14 protein-coding genes are annotated in these 14,744 nt (G+C 56.6%); 3 read left to right on the top strand and 11 right to left on the bottom strand.

The features are described from left to right. Positions 1-28: 28 nt before the first annotated feature. Complete coding sequence (gene clpS, locus AUK77_RS05125; protein ID WP_296126884.1) at positions 29-391, bottom strand: ATP-dependent Clp protease adapter ClpS; 363 nt, start codon at positions 389-391, stop codon at positions 29-31. A gap of 222 nt (positions 392-613) precedes the next feature. On the opposite strand from clpS, the gene cspD reads away from it, so the two are divergent. Together cspD and AUK77_RS05115 are read left to right on the top strand one after the other, a co-directional pair. After that, a complete protein-coding gene (cspD, locus tag AUK77_RS05120; RefSeq protein ID WP_296126883.1) occupies positions 614-877 on the top strand; it encodes a cold shock domain-containing protein CspD in 264 nt (87 codons plus the stop codon). A 330-nt stretch (positions 878-1,207) separates the two neighbouring features. Continuing rightward, on the top strand, positions 1,208-1,858 hold the full coding sequence (locus tag AUK77_RS05115; RefSeq protein WP_296126881.1) for a TetR/AcrR family transcriptional regulator: 651 nt from the start codon (positions 1,208-1,210) through the stop codon (positions 1,856-1,858). A 15-nt stretch (positions 1,859-1,873) separates the two neighbouring features. On the opposite strand, the gene argR is transcribed toward AUK77_RS05115, so the two are convergent. The 9 genes from argR to AUK77_RS05070 form a co-directional block, all read right to left on the bottom strand. Continuing rightward, a complete protein-coding gene (argR, locus tag AUK77_RS05110) occupies positions 1,874-2,854 on the bottom strand; it encodes a transcriptional regulator ArgR (RefSeq protein ID WP_296126878.1) in 981 nt (326 codons plus the stop codon). 66 nt (positions 2,855-2,920) lie between these two features. After that, positions 2,921-3,685 carry an ABC transporter ATP-binding protein gene (locus tag AUK77_RS05105; protein WP_296126877.1) on the bottom strand — a complete coding sequence of 255 codons (765 nt, stop codon included), beginning with the start codon at positions 3,683-3,685 and terminating at the stop codon, positions 2,921-2,923. A gap of 18 nt (positions 3,686-3,703) precedes the next feature. Continuing rightward, positions 3,704-4,816, bottom strand: a complete 1,113-nt coding sequence (locus AUK77_RS05100) for a succinylglutamate desuccinylase/aspartoacylase family protein (RefSeq protein WP_296126875.1) — start codon at positions 4,814-4,816, stop codon at positions 3,704-3,706. 9 nt (positions 4,817-4,825) lie between these two features. Beyond that, positions 4,826-5,524 (bottom strand): ABC transporter permease, encoded by a 699-nt coding sequence (locus tag AUK77_RS05095; RefSeq protein ID WP_296126873.1) that lies wholly within the window; start codon positions 5,522-5,524, stop codon positions 4,826-4,828. 15 nt (positions 5,525-5,539) lie between these two features. Then, positions 5,540-6,229 (bottom strand): ABC transporter permease, encoded by a 690-nt coding sequence (locus tag AUK77_RS05090; protein ID WP_296126871.1) that lies wholly within the window; start codon positions 6,227-6,229, stop codon positions 5,540-5,542. A 187-nt stretch (positions 6,230-6,416) separates the two neighbouring features. Continuing rightward, entirely contained in the window at positions 6,417-7,196 is a 780-nt protein-coding gene (locus tag AUK77_RS05085; protein WP_296126868.1) for an ABC transporter substrate-binding protein, read from the bottom strand. Positions 7,197-7,722: 526 nt separating this feature from the next. Continuing rightward, positions 7,723-9,678: an acetate--CoA ligase gene (gene acs, locus AUK77_RS05080; protein ID WP_296126867.1), complete on the bottom strand. Its 1,956-nt coding sequence runs from the start codon at positions 9,676-9,678 to the stop codon at positions 7,723-7,725. 573 nt (positions 9,679-10,251) lie between these two features. After that, entirely contained in the window at positions 10,252-11,115 is an 864-nt protein-coding gene (locus AUK77_RS05075; RefSeq protein ID WP_296126866.1) for a DUF4824 family protein, read from the bottom strand. After that, positions 11,112-12,185, bottom strand: a complete 1,074-nt coding sequence (locus AUK77_RS05070) for a DUF2157 domain-containing protein (protein WP_296126864.1) — start codon at positions 12,183-12,185, stop codon at positions 11,112-11,114. The genes AUK77_RS05075 and AUK77_RS05070 overlap by 4 nt, the downstream gene beginning before the upstream one ends. Positions 12,186-12,355: 170 nt before the next feature. Between AUK77_RS05070 and AUK77_RS05065 the strand changes: the two genes are divergently transcribed. Then, complete coding sequence (locus tag AUK77_RS05065; RefSeq protein ID WP_296126863.1) at positions 12,356-12,910, top strand: nucleoside deaminase; 555 nt, start codon at positions 12,356-12,358, stop codon at positions 12,908-12,910. A gap of 30 nt (positions 12,911-12,940) precedes the next feature. On the opposite strand, the gene AUK77_RS05060 is transcribed toward AUK77_RS05065, so the two are convergent. Next, a complete protein-coding gene (locus tag AUK77_RS05060) occupies positions 12,941-14,599 on the bottom strand; it encodes a methyl-accepting chemotaxis protein (RefSeq protein ID WP_296126861.1) in 1,659 nt (552 codons plus the stop codon). Between the last annotated feature and the right edge of the window lie 145 nt (positions 14,600-14,744).

Raw genomic sequence — 14,744 nt, 5'->3', positions numbered from 1 at the left:
GCTTCACCTCATGCCCAAGTGTCCGGGGTTAACCGTCCTTCTCTATTTCACAGAGTAGCGGATGCTGGCTCTCTCTCGCATATTGATTCACCAGGGCAGCTTTTGTTTCAGCAATATCCCGGGTGTACACACCGCATACAGCTCGCCCTTCAGTGTGGACGGCGAGCATGACTTTGGTCGCTGCCTCTCGATTCATGTTGAAAAACTCTTCAAGAATCTCGACAACGAAATCCATCGGTGTGTAGTCGTCGTTAAACAAAATCACCTTATACATAGGCGGCGCTTGCAAGGCCGGCTTGGCTTCCTCGACGGCGAGACCGTAAGCGTCATCGTCATGCTCGGCTGGGCGATCCTGGTTGGATGTTAGTCGAATCTGGCTTCGTGCATGCATGCTCAGTTGCTTCATTGATGGACGAGTAGTCTGTTCGAGACAGAGTTTGAACGGCTTCTCAGCCAGTTGCAGCCTTGCCTTGACTATCGGCAAAACAGTGTTACAAACAATGAGTACCCGACCGGGTATTAAGGGTTCCCAGACTGGCACTTGCGCCGATGTGTACGGGATTTGAAGTGGATCATACTCCAGTGATGGAGTCCTTTGCAGAGGGATATCAGCATGGTTAGCGGTAAGGTCAAGTGGTTCAACAACGCCAAAGGCTACGGGTTCATCCTGGCTGACGGTCGAGATGAGGACCTGTTCGCCCATTACTCGGCTATTCAGATGGACGGCTATAAAACGCTCAAGGCTGGCCAGCCAGTAAGCTTCGATATTATTCAAGGTCCTAAAGGACTCCATGCCGTAAACATCAGTGCAGTAATTGTCGGCAGTGATGCACCCATAGCGCTCAAGCAGCACCAGGGTTCAGCGGTTGAAGTCTGATTAGCGCCGGCTGGGCTTAATGCCCTGAGAAGCCCGCCGACTGTGCGGGCTTCTTTTTAGCTGTTAGACGGCACGGGCTCGGCTGATGAGTCCGACCTGTGCGCTATTCGATTTGAACTGCAAGCTGCCCTACAGCATCAGCACACAGACTGCCAGGGCGCGCTGCTGGAGTAAGACGACAGCAACTCGTGCGCACTCAACAAGGCTCGTAAACGCATAGCCAGAAAGCACGCAAAGCACCCGGCCTACCTGCCTTGAGGCTTGCGTAAAGCCGGTGCTACCATGCCGGCCGCTGCCCACCCTGGGCGATATACAGAAGTCTTGAGGCCTATGAGCCGTATTCGCGAGCGCAATCGGGCGCTTATTTTGCGTGCCGCCAGCGAGGAGTTCGCCGACAAAGGTTTTGCCGCCTGCAAGACCAGCGACATCGCGGCCAAAGCTGGCGTACCCAAGCCCAACGTTTACTACTACTTCAAGTCAAAAGAAAACCTCTACCGCAAAGTGCTGAAAAGCATCATTGAACCGCTGCTGCAGGCTTCAGCACCGTTCAATAAGCCAGGTAAGCCGGCAGATGTGCTGCGTGCTTACATACGCTCAAAGATTCGCATCTCGCGCGAATTGCCCTCAGCCTCCAAAGTGTTTGCCAGTGAAATCATGCATGGCGCCCCCCAACTGTCGGCAGAGCAAACCAGCCAACTTAATACACAGGCCAAGCACAACATTGCCTGCCTACAAGGCTGGATAGACCAAGGCCTGATGGCCAAGGTCGATCCGCACCACCTGATGTTCAGCATCTGGGCCGCCACGCAGACATACGCGGATTTTGACTGGCAAATATCCACCGTCACCGGCAAAGCCAGCTTGGATGAGGCCGATTATGAAGCGGCCGCGCAGACCATTATTCGCATGGTCATCAAAGGCTGCGAGATTGCAGAAGACCCTGTTCAATCCTCCGAGCAGGTTACGTTCACCGCTCAATGAGCGACTGAAACGCCTTCAACCCCGCTCAATCGGGCTGGACGTCAACTCAAACGGACTGTTGCTGCGCCGCTGGTTGCGGTCTTCGCGCGGGGTCGCACCGAAGAAGTTGCGATAGGCGCTGGAGAAATGCGGCCCTGAAGAAAAACCGCATGACAAACCAATCTGGATGATCGATTTGCTGGTTTGCATCAGCAGTTGACGGGCTTTGTTCAGACGTAATTCAAGGTAGTACTGGCTGGGTACGCGGTTGAGGTACTGCTTGAAAATCCGTTCCAGCTGACGTCGTGACACGCACACATGCTGGGCGATTTCGTCGGTAGTGAGCGGCTCTTCAATATTGGCTTCCATCAGCAGCACGGCCTGCGTCAGCTTGGGGTGACTGGAACCCAAGCGATTCTGCAACGGAATACGCTGACGCTCGCCGCCTTCGCGGATGCGCTCGACCACCAACTCTTCCGAAACCGCACCGGCTAATTCTGCGCCATGGTCGCGCGCCAGCAACGCCAGCAGCAAATCGAGCACCGCGAGCCCGCCACAGGCGCTCAGGCGATCACGGTCCCAGTCAAACAGATGGCTGGTAGCGATAACCTTGGGGAAGCGCTCGCTAAAGTCATCCTGCCAGCGCCAATGCACCGAAGCGCGGTAACCGTCCAGCAGCCCCAGTTGCGCCAGCGGGTACACCCCGGCAGCAATCGCACCGATCACACAACCACTGCGAACTAGTTGCTTGAGCGCGCCAGACAGCGCAGCCGGCATCGGTCCAGGTGGTTCATCGGCCATTAAAAACAGCTTCTGACAACCTTCCAACTTACCGACCCAAGACTCCCCAGGCAGCCGCCAATCTCCTTCAAGCGCAGGCTCGGCTTGAAGAAACAGCAACTCGTAAACCACCTCGGGGTGCACACGCTGGGCGACGCGCAGCGCTTCTTCGGCCAAGGCCAGCGTCAGGGGCTTGGTGTTGGGCCAAAGCAGGAAGCCAATTCGGTGGGCATTCATGGGGGCAGTTTAGGCTCTGTTGGCGATTATGGGCATAGCACGGATGCTTGCAGATGTTGCCGTGGGTTATTTGAGACTGCCAGAGAGAAACTGTTGCAAACGCTCGGACTGCGGATTGATCAGCACTTCTTTCGGGCAACCGCGCTCTTCAACTACACCCTTGTGAAGGAACACCAACTGGTTGGACACCTCACGGGCAAAGCCCATTTCGTGAGTCACCACCACCATGGTGCGGCCTTCCTGCGCCAGATCCTGCATGACTTTTAGCACCTCGCCGACCAGCTCAGGGTCCAGCGCCGAGGTGGGCTCGTCGAATAACATCACTTCCGGCTCCATGGCCAGAGCACGGGCAATTGCTACACGCTGCTGCTCACCACCGGACATGTGTGCCGGGTAAGCATCTTTGCGGTGCGCCACGCCCACCTTGTTCAGGTAGTGCTCAGCCTTTTCCAGTGCTTCCTTCTTGCTCATGCCCAGCACGTGCACCGGGGCTTCCATGACGTTTTCCAAGGCACTCATGTGCGACCACAGGTTAAAGTGCTGAAACACCATGGACAGGCGCGAACGCATACGCTGTAACTGCTTGGCATCAGCGGCTTTCAGGCCACCGTCTTTGTTGGCCACCAGTTTCAGCTCTTCGTTGTTGAGCAGAATCTTACCGCTGTGCGGTTGTTCCAGCAGGTTGATGCAACGCAAAAAGGTACTTTTACCCGACCCACTGGAGCCGATGATGCTGATCACATCGCCTGCCTTGGCCGCCAGCGATACGCCTTTAAGCACTTCATGGCTGCCGTAGCGCTTGTGCAGATCCTGAACTTCAAGTTTGTACATGGTTTCCACTCTCTTGAATCAGTCGCTGAGCAAGCGACCCTGGCGAATAGGGGTACGACCGGCCACCTTGGCCAGCCACAAACCGGGCTGGGCAAAGCGCAACCGCTCGCGCGCATAAAGCACACCGTCTGTGGCAGCACAGACGGTCGTGTGGCGATCGTCCAACGGATCGATCACTTCAAATAAAGGGTCACCGACGCTGACCTGCGCGCCAATCGACTGCAGAAAACTCACCACCCCGGCATGCGGCGCATAGACGTACTCTGCGCCCGCAAAAGGCGTTGCCTCGCAGGTCGGCGCAGGCACAGGCGGCCAATCACCGGCGATTAAGCCTTGCTCTGCCAGAAAGGCAAGAATGCTCTCGGCGCTGGCTTGAGCTTGCTGCTGGCCCGTATCAGCCATGCCACCCAACTCAACCGTCACGGCCAGGCAAGCCAAAGGCACTTGGGCGCTGGGGAACTCTTGTGCCAGTTTGAGCCAAGGCAGCACACAGCATTCATCAAAGGAGTTACCGCCGGAATCTTCCACCGTGAGCGCGGCACCGGCAGCCAAGCGCGCTGCCAGCGAACGCAGTTGCGGCCATTGCTGAGGCAGCAAATACAGGTGCACGGCAGCATCAAAATCGCAGTGCAGATCAAGCACCACATCAGCATCGCAGGCGTGCTTGAGCAGAAGGCGCTGTAAGCCTTGCAGCTCGGAGCCAGCAGGCGGCAAGGCCTCCAATGCGGCGTGCATAGCGCGGCGAATCAGCTCGACGTTGACCGCCCCATCCGCCGCCAATTGCCCCTGCAACGCAGGCGCAATAAGCGCAGCCAGATCAGGAAAGTCGCGGTTGAAATTCTTCCCGCTGCCAAGCTCAAAACGCCCTTGGTGCGTGGCCTGAAACATCTGCCCCAAGCCAATCGGGTTGGCCACCGGCACCAGCTCAATCACGCCGGTCAAGCGCCCCTGATCGTGCAACTCACGCAAGCGGCGCTTGAGCTCCACCGCCACCCGCATGCCCGGTAACTCGTCAGCATGCAGCGACGCCTGAATATAGGCTTTGCGCGGCCCGACACCGAAACGAAATACGCTCAAGCGGCGCTCGGTGCCGGGACAACCCCAGGGCAATGGATGATCAATACGCTGCATGCTGCTTCCTCAAGCCTTGCGCGGGGCCATGTAGGCCAGCCAGCGGCGCTCAGCCAGTTTGAACAAGCGCACCAGAATAAAAGTCAGCATCAGGTAGAACAGGCCCGCGGTGATAAACGCCTCGAACGGCATGTAGTACTGCGAACTGACCGTACGCGCGGCACCGGTGATGTCAATCAGCGTAACGATGGAAGCCAGCGACGTGGTGTGCAGCATCATGATCACTTCGTTGCTGTACTGCGGCAGTGCGCGGCGCAGCGCCGATGGCAGCAGGATGCGGCGGTAGAGTTTAAAGCGCGACATGCCCATGGCCTTGGCCGCTTCGATCTCGCCATGCGGTGTTGCCTTAAGGCTGCCGGCGAGAATTTCGGCGCTGTAGGCGCTGGTGTTGATAGCAAAGGCCAGGCACGCACAGAAGGTCGCGCTGGAGAGGTAAGGCCAGAGCACGCTCTCACGCACCGCCTCGAACTGCGCCAGGCCGTAGTAGATAAGAAACAACTGCACCAACATCGGTGTGCCGCGAATCACATAGGTGTAAAGCCAGGCCGGGAAGTTAACCAACGGTGACTTGGACACGCGCATCAAACCCAAGGGGACGGCCAAGGCCAGGCCAAATGCGAGGGATATCAGCAGAATTTTCAGGGTAACGCCCACACCACTGAAATACAGCGGCAGGTTTTCCCAAATAACGGTGTAGTCAAAAATCATCGCTGCGCTCCCCGCTTACAGATCAGCGGCTTTAATGCCGACCGAGTAACGTTTTTCCAGGTAACGCAAAGCCAGCAGCGACACGCTGGTCAACACCAAGTACAAGGCCGCCACGGCCAGGTAAAAGGTGAACGGCTCGCGGGTGGCATCGGCGGCGCTTTTCGCCTTGAACATCATGTCCTGCAGACCCACCACAGAAATCAGCGCAGTGGCCTTGGTCAACACCAGCCAGTTGTTGGTAAAACCCGGAATCGCCAGGCGAATCATCTGCGGCACCAATACGCGAAAGAACACCTGCATACCGCTCATGCCATAAGCAGCGCCAGCTTCAGCCTGACCCTTGGGGATGGCCATAAAGGCACCGCGAAAGGTTTCCGATAGGTACGCACCAAAGATAAAGCCCATGGTGAACACACCGGCAATAAACGGATTGATGTCGATGTAGTCGTCGTAGCCGAGCAGCGGCGCAAGGCGGTTAACCATGTCCTGACCGCCATAAAATATCAGCAGGATCAGCACCAGATCGGGAATGCCGCGAATGACCGTGGCGTAGGTTTCACCCAACAAGGACAGCCACTTGATAGGCGACAAGCGAAACGCTGCCCCCAGCAAGCCCAACACAATGGCCACGGCCATGGATGTCAGCGCGAGAGTCAGGGTGAGCCAGGCACCCTCAAGAATGGTCGAGCCGTAGCCGTTGAGCATGCTCTGCTTACCTCGTGCAAACGCCTGGCGGCGCCTGGCAGTCCTACGGAAAATGACCGGGAGCGATGTTGAACTCGCTCCGCGACGGCCAGAAGAATGATCACCAAGGATGGTGGGCACTGAACGTGGTGCTCGCTAGAGGCTACAGCCCGCCCGCGCCACGCTCAGTGAAGGCAACGCGGTGAAATCAGTCGCCGTAAACGTTGAAGTCGAAGTACTTGTCTTGCACTTCTTTGTATTTGCCGTTGGCGCGGATGGCCACGATGGCAGCACTGATTTTGTCAGCCAGGGCCTTATCACCTTTGCGCACAGCAATACCGGCACCTTCCCCGAAGTATTTGGTGTCGTTGAAGTCCGGTCCTACCAAGGCGAAGCCTTTACCAGCGTCGGTTTTGATAAAGCCGTCATCGATGTTGATAACGTCCGCCAGGGTGGCGTCAACACGACCGGCGGCCAGGTCGAGGAACACTTCGTTTTGCGAGCCGTAGCGCACCACTTCGATACCCGCCGGGGCAAACACGTCCGAGGCATAGCGGTCATAGATGGACGAGCGCTGAACACCAACCTTCTTCCCCTTGAGGTCGACCAGCGGATCGTTGATCACGGTGCCGGCCTTCATCGCCAACTTGCCAGGTGTGTGGTAGTACTTTTTGCTGAAATCAACCGATTTCAGGCGATCTTCGGTGATGCTCATGGACGACAGCACGGCGTCAAACTTACGCACTTTTAGTGCTGGGATCAGGCCGTCGAATTCTTGCTCGATCCATTTGCATTCCACTTTCATCTCTTCGCACAGGGCGACGCCGATGTCGTAGTCAAAACCGCTGATGGCACCTTCAGGGGTTTTAAAAGCGAACGGCGGGTACGCCGCTTCGATACCGATGCGCAGCGGCTTGGCTTCTTCAGCCATGGCCAGTGGCGACAGCATGGACAGCGCCAGTGCGCCGAGAAGTGCAATCTTCTTCATTGTGTGACTCCTTCGAATGGGAATGGCATCGGTGGGCAGAGATTGTGGGGTATGCATCCAGCCTTGCATGAATTGTAGTGAGTCACCGTCAAGCTGCGCACTGCGCAACGACCGAACGGCCCCAGCCGGGTGACGGCATTCTAGCGACAGCTCGAAAGTCGATATTTCTTCAATGCGACAAGTAATTACAAAAGGGTCGGGCAGGCAGAGCGTTGATATTGACAGCATCTGGCTTTTATGCAGACACAGAAAGATGGGTAAACCTTATATAAAAGCAATTAACGCGCCCATTTTCTAAAGAAGCGCTTTTTACGGGGCTTGCACTGCTTTTTAATTTTTACAGCACGGCTAAACACTGCGCCATTTTGGCGCAAAACGTTTCCGTAGACCCCATCCATGAGCACAGCGTTACGCCGAGGTGACGCGTTAAAACACAGATGAAAATCGGCAATGCTGCAAAACGCACAACGCCCTGCCCGGCTTGTGGCCGAAACAGGGCGTTGCCTGCAAACGATTTAACCTGAGGTTAAGCGGCCTGCATCTCGCGATGAGTATCGATAAGGTGCTGCACCACGCCAGGATCGGCCAGCGTGGAGATGTCGCCGAGTGAATCGTATTCGGCGGTGGCGATCTTGCGCAGGATACGGCGCATGATCTTGCCCGAGCGGGTTTTCGGCAGGCCTGGGGCCCACTGAATCACGTCCGGCGAGGCAATCGGTCCGATTTCTTTGCGCACCCAGTTTTTCAACTCTAAGCGCAATTGTTCGGAAGGTTCTTCTCCTCCGTTCAGGGTCACGTAAACGTAAATACCCTGCCCTTTGATGTCGTGCGGCACACCAACCACAGCCGCTTCAGCCACTTTCGGGTGAGCAACCATGGCACTTTCGATTTCCGCAGTGCCCATGCGGTGACCGGACACGTTCAGTACGTCGTCAACGCGGCCGGTAATCCAGTAGTAGCCGTCTTCATCACGGCGCGCACCGTCACCGGTGAAGTACATGCCTTTGAAGGTCTTGAAGTAGGTGTCGACATAACGGTCGTGGTCGCCATACAAGGTACGCGCTTGGCCCGGCCAGGAATCGATGATGACCAGGTTGCCTTCCGCAGCCCCATCAATCAGGTTACCCAGGTTATCCACCAATGCTGGCTGCACGCCGAAGAACGGACGAGTTGCCGAGCCCGGCTTGAGCGCAGTAGCACCCGGTAGCGGACTGATCAAAATGCCGCCGGTTTCGGTTTGCCACCAGGTATCGACAATCGGGCAACGCTCTTTACCGACGGTTTTGTAATACCAGTTCCAGGCTTCCGGATTGATCGGCTCACCCACCGAGCCGAGCAGGCGCAGGCTTGAACCGTCAGCACCGGCTACTGCAGCGTCACCTTGCGCCATCATGGCGCGGATCGCCGTGGGTGCGGTGTAGAGGATGTTGACCTTGTGCTTGTCGATGATTTTCGACACGCGGGTGATGTCTGGGTAGTTCGGGATACCTTCAAACAGCAGCGTGGTTGCGCCATTGGCCAGCGGGCCGTAGACGATGTAGCTGTGGCCGGTAACCCAACCCACGTCAGCGGTGCACCAGTAGATGTCGCCCGGTTTGTAGTCGAACACCCGCTCATGGGTCAGCGCTGCATACACCAAGTAGCCGCCGGTGGTGTGCTGCACGCCTTTCGGCTTACCAGTGGAACCCGAGGTGTAGAGAATAAACAGGGCTTCTTCAGCGCCCATTTCTTTCGGTGCGCAGTGGCTTGAGGCAACGGCCATCAGGTCTTCGTACCAGATATCGCGGTGCTGGTTCCACTTGATCGGGCTGGCAGTGCGCTTGCAGACGATAACCTTCTGCACGCTGTTGGTTTCCGGGTTGGTCAGCGCGTCATCAACGTTGGCTTTGAGCGGGGTTTTCTTACCGCCACGCAGGCCTTCGTCGGCGGTGATCACCACCTTGGAATGACAGTCGATGATGCGGCCAGCCAATGCCTCCGGGAAGAAGCCACCGAACACCACCGAGTGAATCGCGCCGATGCGGGTACAGGCCAGCATCGCCACCACCGCCTGCGGAATCATCGGCATATAAATGGTCACGACATCGCCACGGTGCACGTCCTGGCCGCGCAGGGCGTTGGCGAACTTGCACACCTGCTCGTGCAACTGGCGGTAGGTGATTTCCTCGTGCTCAGACGGGTCGTCACCTTCCCAGATGATTGCCACCTGATCGCCACGCTCTTCCAGATGGCGATCCAGGCAGTTATAGGAAACGTTGAGGGTGCCGTCAGCGAACCACTTGATATCGACGTGATGATCGTCAAACGAGGTTTGTTTGACCTTGGTGAACGGCTTGATCCAGTCGATGCGTTTAGCCTGCTCGCGCCAGAAACCATCGGGGTTGATCACCGATTGCTGGTACATGGCTTTATAGGTCGCCTCATCAGTCAGCGACTGAGCAGCCACCTCAGGGCGCACGGGATACAAGGACGCAGCACTCATCAGAAACACCTCGGTGGGTAGTTGTTGTTCTATGTGCCATTTTGTAGTCCACACCCCACCTTCGAACCATTCGACCATGGTCTTAACGCTCTAAGACAATGGTCTGAGGCATTCACGCAGGCGCAAATCACAGCACGGCCCACAGGTGTAGCAAAGCCTGTTGGGTAACACAAAGATCAGCGGGGTGCTTTTGCGGCTGGGTTAGCCGCGCGCGGGGATTGCCAGGCCTCAACACCAGCTGGCCGGAGAATCCAAACCCAGCATGGTCGTAACGAAGGCATCTGGCTGGCGGGGGGGGCGCTGGGCCACGCGTGCAGGTCAGCTACAAGCGCTGTTGTCGACGCTCACACGTCCTACGAATCCCACCAGCTGCATCTGCGAGATACAGACTTAAAAATGCGCCGGCGTAAATCACCCATAAAAAAGGCGACCCAATAAGGTCGCCATATAAAACATTCCCAAAGGGGGGAATGGAGTAACACTTGCATCCAAACCACGCAGGATTGAATGAGCTAAGTTTCAGGCAGCGCCGGCAAGTAAGCCATTGCACCTTGGTCGTAGCCCCACCAGCGGCTAATCGCGTGGCGAGAACGCGATAAACCAAGGCTCCAGACGTCGACCGAAAGCCAATTCGGCATTAAACATCGCGCCCTGCTCCTCGCTCTTGTTTTCGCTCTGCTGCAAGCTCGCGTGCCATTTGTTCGGCAGGTTAAGGCGCTCAATGCCAGGCGTTTGTGCTGAGCCGCCGAGCTGCCACACCCAACGCTGGGATGCAGGGCGCGGGTCATCACCCTCACCCGTCCACTCGACAGCCGCGCTATTGGCCTGCGCATCAACAATGGCCTGCACGATGGCGTAGCGCTGGCGATCCGGATAACGGCTGCGCAGGGCCTGTTGATCTAACCCAGCATCGACCACCAGCAAGCGACTGGCGCGATTTTGCTCGAACTCCAGGGCCTTGCTGGCATTCTCAGCAGCCGCGCGCAGCGCCTCGCTGTCCGGCACGGCGCGATAAAGGCGCGCGGCCTCAGACTGTGCAGTGTGAGCCCGAGCCACTTCATGCTGATAAGCCGGGCCGTTAAATTCCAGCACCAGCAACGCATTGCGCTCTAGTTGGCGGCGATAGCGACGCACGCTTTCATCATTCAAGTCAGTGGGCAGGCTAAAGCCCAACTCGACCATTTTCTCGGCGCTGATCGGGGCGTAGCCGTAATCGTCACCATCCCGGCTAGGCCAGCGGTAATGCAGGTGCAGCGATTGGCTACTGTTGTCATTGCGCCAATAGGTGTAGGCGCTGCTCAGCTCGCGCTCAGTCAATAACAAACGACTGTCCATCGGCTCCAGACGATTCCAGGCCACCCCCAGCAGCACGAAGAGGTTAACCAGCGCCAGCAGCGCGAAACCGCCGATCAGGTAACGCAGAGATAGACGATTCATTGCCCACCTCCCAACAGCCCATGGCGACTGCGCAAGCGCCGCAACAGCAGCAAAATAAGCACCGCGCTCAAACCCAGCACCAGGAAGAACAGGTATTTGGGCATGCTGTCCCACCACCAATCAAAAAGCTTGGTGTAGAGGAAAATCACGAAAAATGTCAGCCCGGTGTTCACCACGTCGGCCCAGTTGCGGCGCACGCCCAGCGCAATCACCAGCCCCGCCACAACAAACCCGGCAGCCTGATAAAACCGCTCAACAACGCCCACTGCCGCGTCGAAATAACTGCTCTCGCCCCAATACGCCAACACCAGCATCGGCACAAACACGCCAAGTAAACCAAACACGCGGTAGATCACGGCAAAGCCATCAAAACGGCGCTGATCACACCACAGCGGCAGCGCGAAGATCAGCAAGGCCGCCGGGATGAAGTTTTCCGGTCGCTGCGCAAACCCCAGCCAATAAACCCCATCCCAACTGCCGACTCGCGCCGCCACAAAGGCCAACAAACAACTCAGGCCAATCGCCAGCAACAGCCGCGCACTGCAGGCATAAGCCAACAACAGCGCGTAAAGCGCCCAAGGCAGCAGAGCGTTAATTGACGGAGTGATATTGAAAATCTGCCCAAGCATGACGATGTTCAACACAAAACAGGTGAAGGCCACCAAGGCAGCGAGCTTGCCGAAATAGCCAGAACTATCCCGACGCTGCACAACCAGCACCAAGGCAAAAGATGCAAAGCTGGCCGTCAACAGAATGGCCACCTGACTCAGGGTTCTGAACAAGCCCCAGAACTGATAAAACAAAAAGAACACACTGGCCGACAACGCCAGCGCGCCAAGGAAAGAGGCAATCCGCATACCCAGCGATAACTGGCGGGTGTGCACGCTGTGATCAATATCGAAAGCGGCCAGGTAACGGTTGAGCAATTGCTGCTGGTAGTCGTGCAGGTGGCCGCGCTGGCTGTCACTGAGTGTCAGCACCTGCTCGGCTTCAAGACGCGCCAATTCGCGGTTGAACACACCAATATCATCGGCACGTTGCTGAGCATCGCTACGGTTTATCTTGGACATGGCATTCCTTGCAGCTGATCCTGACTCGCACACTCTAGCGCTAACAGGCAATTGATGGGCTGACCTAATAGAGGGTTTGTAAACGCAAATAATCTTCGCGGCTAATGCCCCGCCTATAAACAGCGCGCTGATGGTTAAACTGCTTTTAGCATTTAGCTTACGGATACCTGATGAAAAGCGTCCATGCACACCTGCTTCAGCACGCACCGCCTAGCCACAAACCAGCTGATACATGGGCCAGGCTTTGCTGTGAGCAAGCGCTGTTGGCTGTGGAGCAAGGCTGTTATGGCGTGGGCGCGGTATTGGTCAATGATGCGCAGGAGTTGTTGTGCAGTGCCCGCAATCAAGTATTTGCCAGCCACTACCACAGCGGCGCTCACGCCGAAATGCTCCTACTCGACCAGCTGGAAACCGAGTACCCGCAGCAGGATCGCAGCGCCCTCACCCTGTACGTCAGCTTGCAGCCTTGCCTGATGTGCTTCGCACGCATCCTGCTCGCCGGAATAACCCGCGTGCGCTACCTAGCCCGCGACAAACCCGGCGGTTTTAGTGGCCAACGGTTGCCCGCCGCTTGGGCTGAACTGGCCAACCGCCTCTCCATCGAACAGGCTGAAGTCAACCCGTATTGGATCAACCTGGCCGAGCAGGCCATCAACAGCCTGCAAGATCGCCAGCGGTTGCGTGAGCGGGTGGTGGCGGCGTGGCGAGGGGAATCAAATGACTAAGACGCAGGGCGGCGTCTTAGTCATTTGCCGTTATAAGCGAAATGCATGAACCAAACGCTGAAGATGGCTAGCAAGACTCGCTAGCTGAGTGCTGGTTGCCACGTTTTGCCGCGAAGCCTCACTGGTTTCTTCAGCTATCTGACTGACGCTGGTGACATTACGGTTGATCTCTTCAGCAACAGAACTTTGCTCTTCAGCAGCCGATGCAATCATGGCATTCATGTCGTTAATCGTCGCGACTGCAGTGCTGATCTGCCCCAGCATTTGGCCGGCACTGGCCACCTGCTGTTTACCACTTTGCGCTTTGGTACAGCTGCTCTGCATCACCGTTACCGCTCGGTTTGCGCCGCTTTGCAACTTTTCAATCATGCTTTGAATTTCGCGAGTCGATTGCTGCGTGCGTGATGCAAGCGTGCGTACCTCATCGGCCACCACAGCAAAACCCCGCCCTTGCTCGCCTGCACGAGCAGCTTCAATAGCCGCATTGAGTGCCAACAAATTGGTCTGCTCAGCAATACTGCGGATGACATCAACTACTGAGCTGATGCTGACACTGTTCTCTTCCAGCTCGTGAATAACTGTGGCCGCATGCTCCACCTCAGAGGCCAGGCTCTCGATGGCTGTAATGGCGTCATGCACAACACGCGCGCCACTCTCCGACTGCAGGTCAGCTTCCTGCGCAGCGCGTGCTGCACTGGCAGCATTACCTGCAACGTCCTGAACCGTGGCCGACATTTCGTGCATGGCCGTGGCAACCTGGTCAGTCTCCAACTGTTGGCGGCGAATCCCATCACTGGTTTGAGCACTTACCTGGGCAGTCTGCTCGGCGGCAGCAGCCAGTTGCTCAACCGCACCCGCCAATTCTTGAATGGTGTGCTGAAAACGCGATGCCATCGTATTGAACGCGCTGGCAATATCACCTAACTCATCTTGCCCGGCGTACGTGACCCGGTAACCCAAGTTGCCATCTGCCAATTGCTCACCACCAGCCTGGAGTGCGCGAACCCCCTTGGTGATGCCTGAGATGGTGGCCAGAGCTAGAAATACGGCCACTAGCAAGGCAACTGCCAGCGCTACGCCGATCATCACAAGCAATCGATCAAAGTCCTGCACGGCCTGCTGGTAGGTGCTGTTAGCCGCCGTTTGTTGCTGTTCAATAAGATTACGCAAGCTGCTGTAAGTGGTCATAAAAGCAGGTTGCAAACGCGTCAGTAGAATCGCGTTACCTTCAGCGTATTCACCCCGGCGCATCGCCGCGAGCACGGGGAGAACGCCGTTATCGAGATAATCGGAAAGCTTACTTTTCAGCTCATTGACCAAGCGCTGTTGCTCAGCGCTCAAGGGCATACGCTGGTAATCAGCCAAGCGCTCATGCATTGCGCTAACACTTCTGTCTACGGCGTCAAAATGCATGCTGGCAGGGTGATCGTGGGCTTTTTCAAATGCACTGCCAGGCTGATGCTGCAAGGCGAGCAGCAACTGTGTGCGTGAGTGGTGCATGTGGTTGGCAAGATCGCCGAGTTTGTCGAGTGGCAGCAAGACCCCGTTAAACATACGATCAAGATCGCTATTGCTGCTGCGCATACCGCTTAGTCCAGCCACGGTTAACAGCACGGCCAACAAACTGAGCAGTGCAAGCAGGCTTATAAGACGTATTTTTATTGAAAACCGGGTCAACCAGTCGCTCATATTTTCACTCTTATTGTTGGTTTATTGACGCCTATATTTTGTATCGACTCCTGAATTCATAGAATAAGTGCAACGCTTGAAACGATAGGCAGAGGGCCAGCCACCGGTAGAATCCAGGCTCTCACACCAAAGGATTCAAGCGCAG

The organism is Pseudomonas sp. Ga0074129, from assembly GCA_001465025.1.
In the GTDB taxonomy this organism is placed as follows: domain Bacteria; phylum Pseudomonadota; class Gammaproteobacteria; order Pseudomonadales; family Pseudomonadaceae; genus Aquipseudomonas.
The sequence above is the reverse complement of the archived record's forward strand: the minus strand, read 5'-3'. Positions and strand labels throughout refer to the sequence as shown.

Coding starts and splice junctions, on each gene's coding strand:
- clpS (WP_296126884.1), bottom strand. CDS start 391: ATGCATGCACGAAGCCAGATTCGACTAACATCCAACCAGGATCGCCCA.
- cspD (WP_296126883.1), top strand. CDS start 614: ATGGTTAGCGGTAAGGTCAAGTGGTTCAACAACGCCAAAGGCTACGGG.
- AUK77_RS05115 (WP_296126881.1), top strand. CDS start 1,208: ATGAGCCGTATTCGCGAGCGCAATCGGGCGCTTATTTTGCGTGCCGCC.
- argR (WP_296126878.1), bottom strand. CDS start 2,854: ATGAATGCCCACCGAATTGGCTTCCTGCTTTGGCCCAACACCAAGCCC.
- AUK77_RS05105 (WP_296126877.1), bottom strand. CDS start 3,685: ATGTACAAACTTGAAGTTCAGGATCTGCACAAGCGCTACGGCAGCCAT.
- AUK77_RS05100 (WP_296126875.1), bottom strand. CDS start 4,816: ATGCAGCGTATTGATCATCCATTGCCCTGGGGTTGTCCCGGCACCGAG.
- AUK77_RS05095 (WP_296126873.1), bottom strand. CDS start 5,524: ATGATTTTTGACTACACCGTTATTTGGGAAAACCTGCCGCTGTATTTC.
- AUK77_RS05090 (WP_296126871.1), bottom strand. CDS start 6,229: ATGCTCAACGGCTACGGCTCGACCATTCTTGAGGGTGCCTGGCTCACC.
- AUK77_RS05085 (WP_296126868.1), bottom strand. CDS start 7,196: ATGAAGAAGATTGCACTTCTCGGCGCACTGGCGCTGTCCATGCTGTCG.
- acs (WP_296126867.1), bottom strand. CDS start 9,678: ATGAGTGCTGCGTCCTTGTATCCCGTGCGCCCTGAGGTGGCTGCTCAG.
- AUK77_RS05075 (WP_296126866.1), bottom strand. CDS start 11,115: ATGAATCGTCTATCTCTGCGTTACCTGATCGGCGGTTTCGCGCTGCTG.
- AUK77_RS05070 (WP_296126864.1), bottom strand. CDS start 12,185: ATGTCCAAGATAAACCGTAGCGATGCTCAGCAACGTGCCGATGATATT.
- AUK77_RS05065 (WP_296126863.1), top strand. CDS start 12,356: ATGAAAAGCGTCCATGCACACCTGCTTCAGCACGCACCGCCTAGCCAC.
- AUK77_RS05060 (WP_296126861.1), bottom strand. CDS start 14,599: ATGAGCGACTGGTTGACCCGGTTTTCAATAAAAATACGTCTTATAAGC.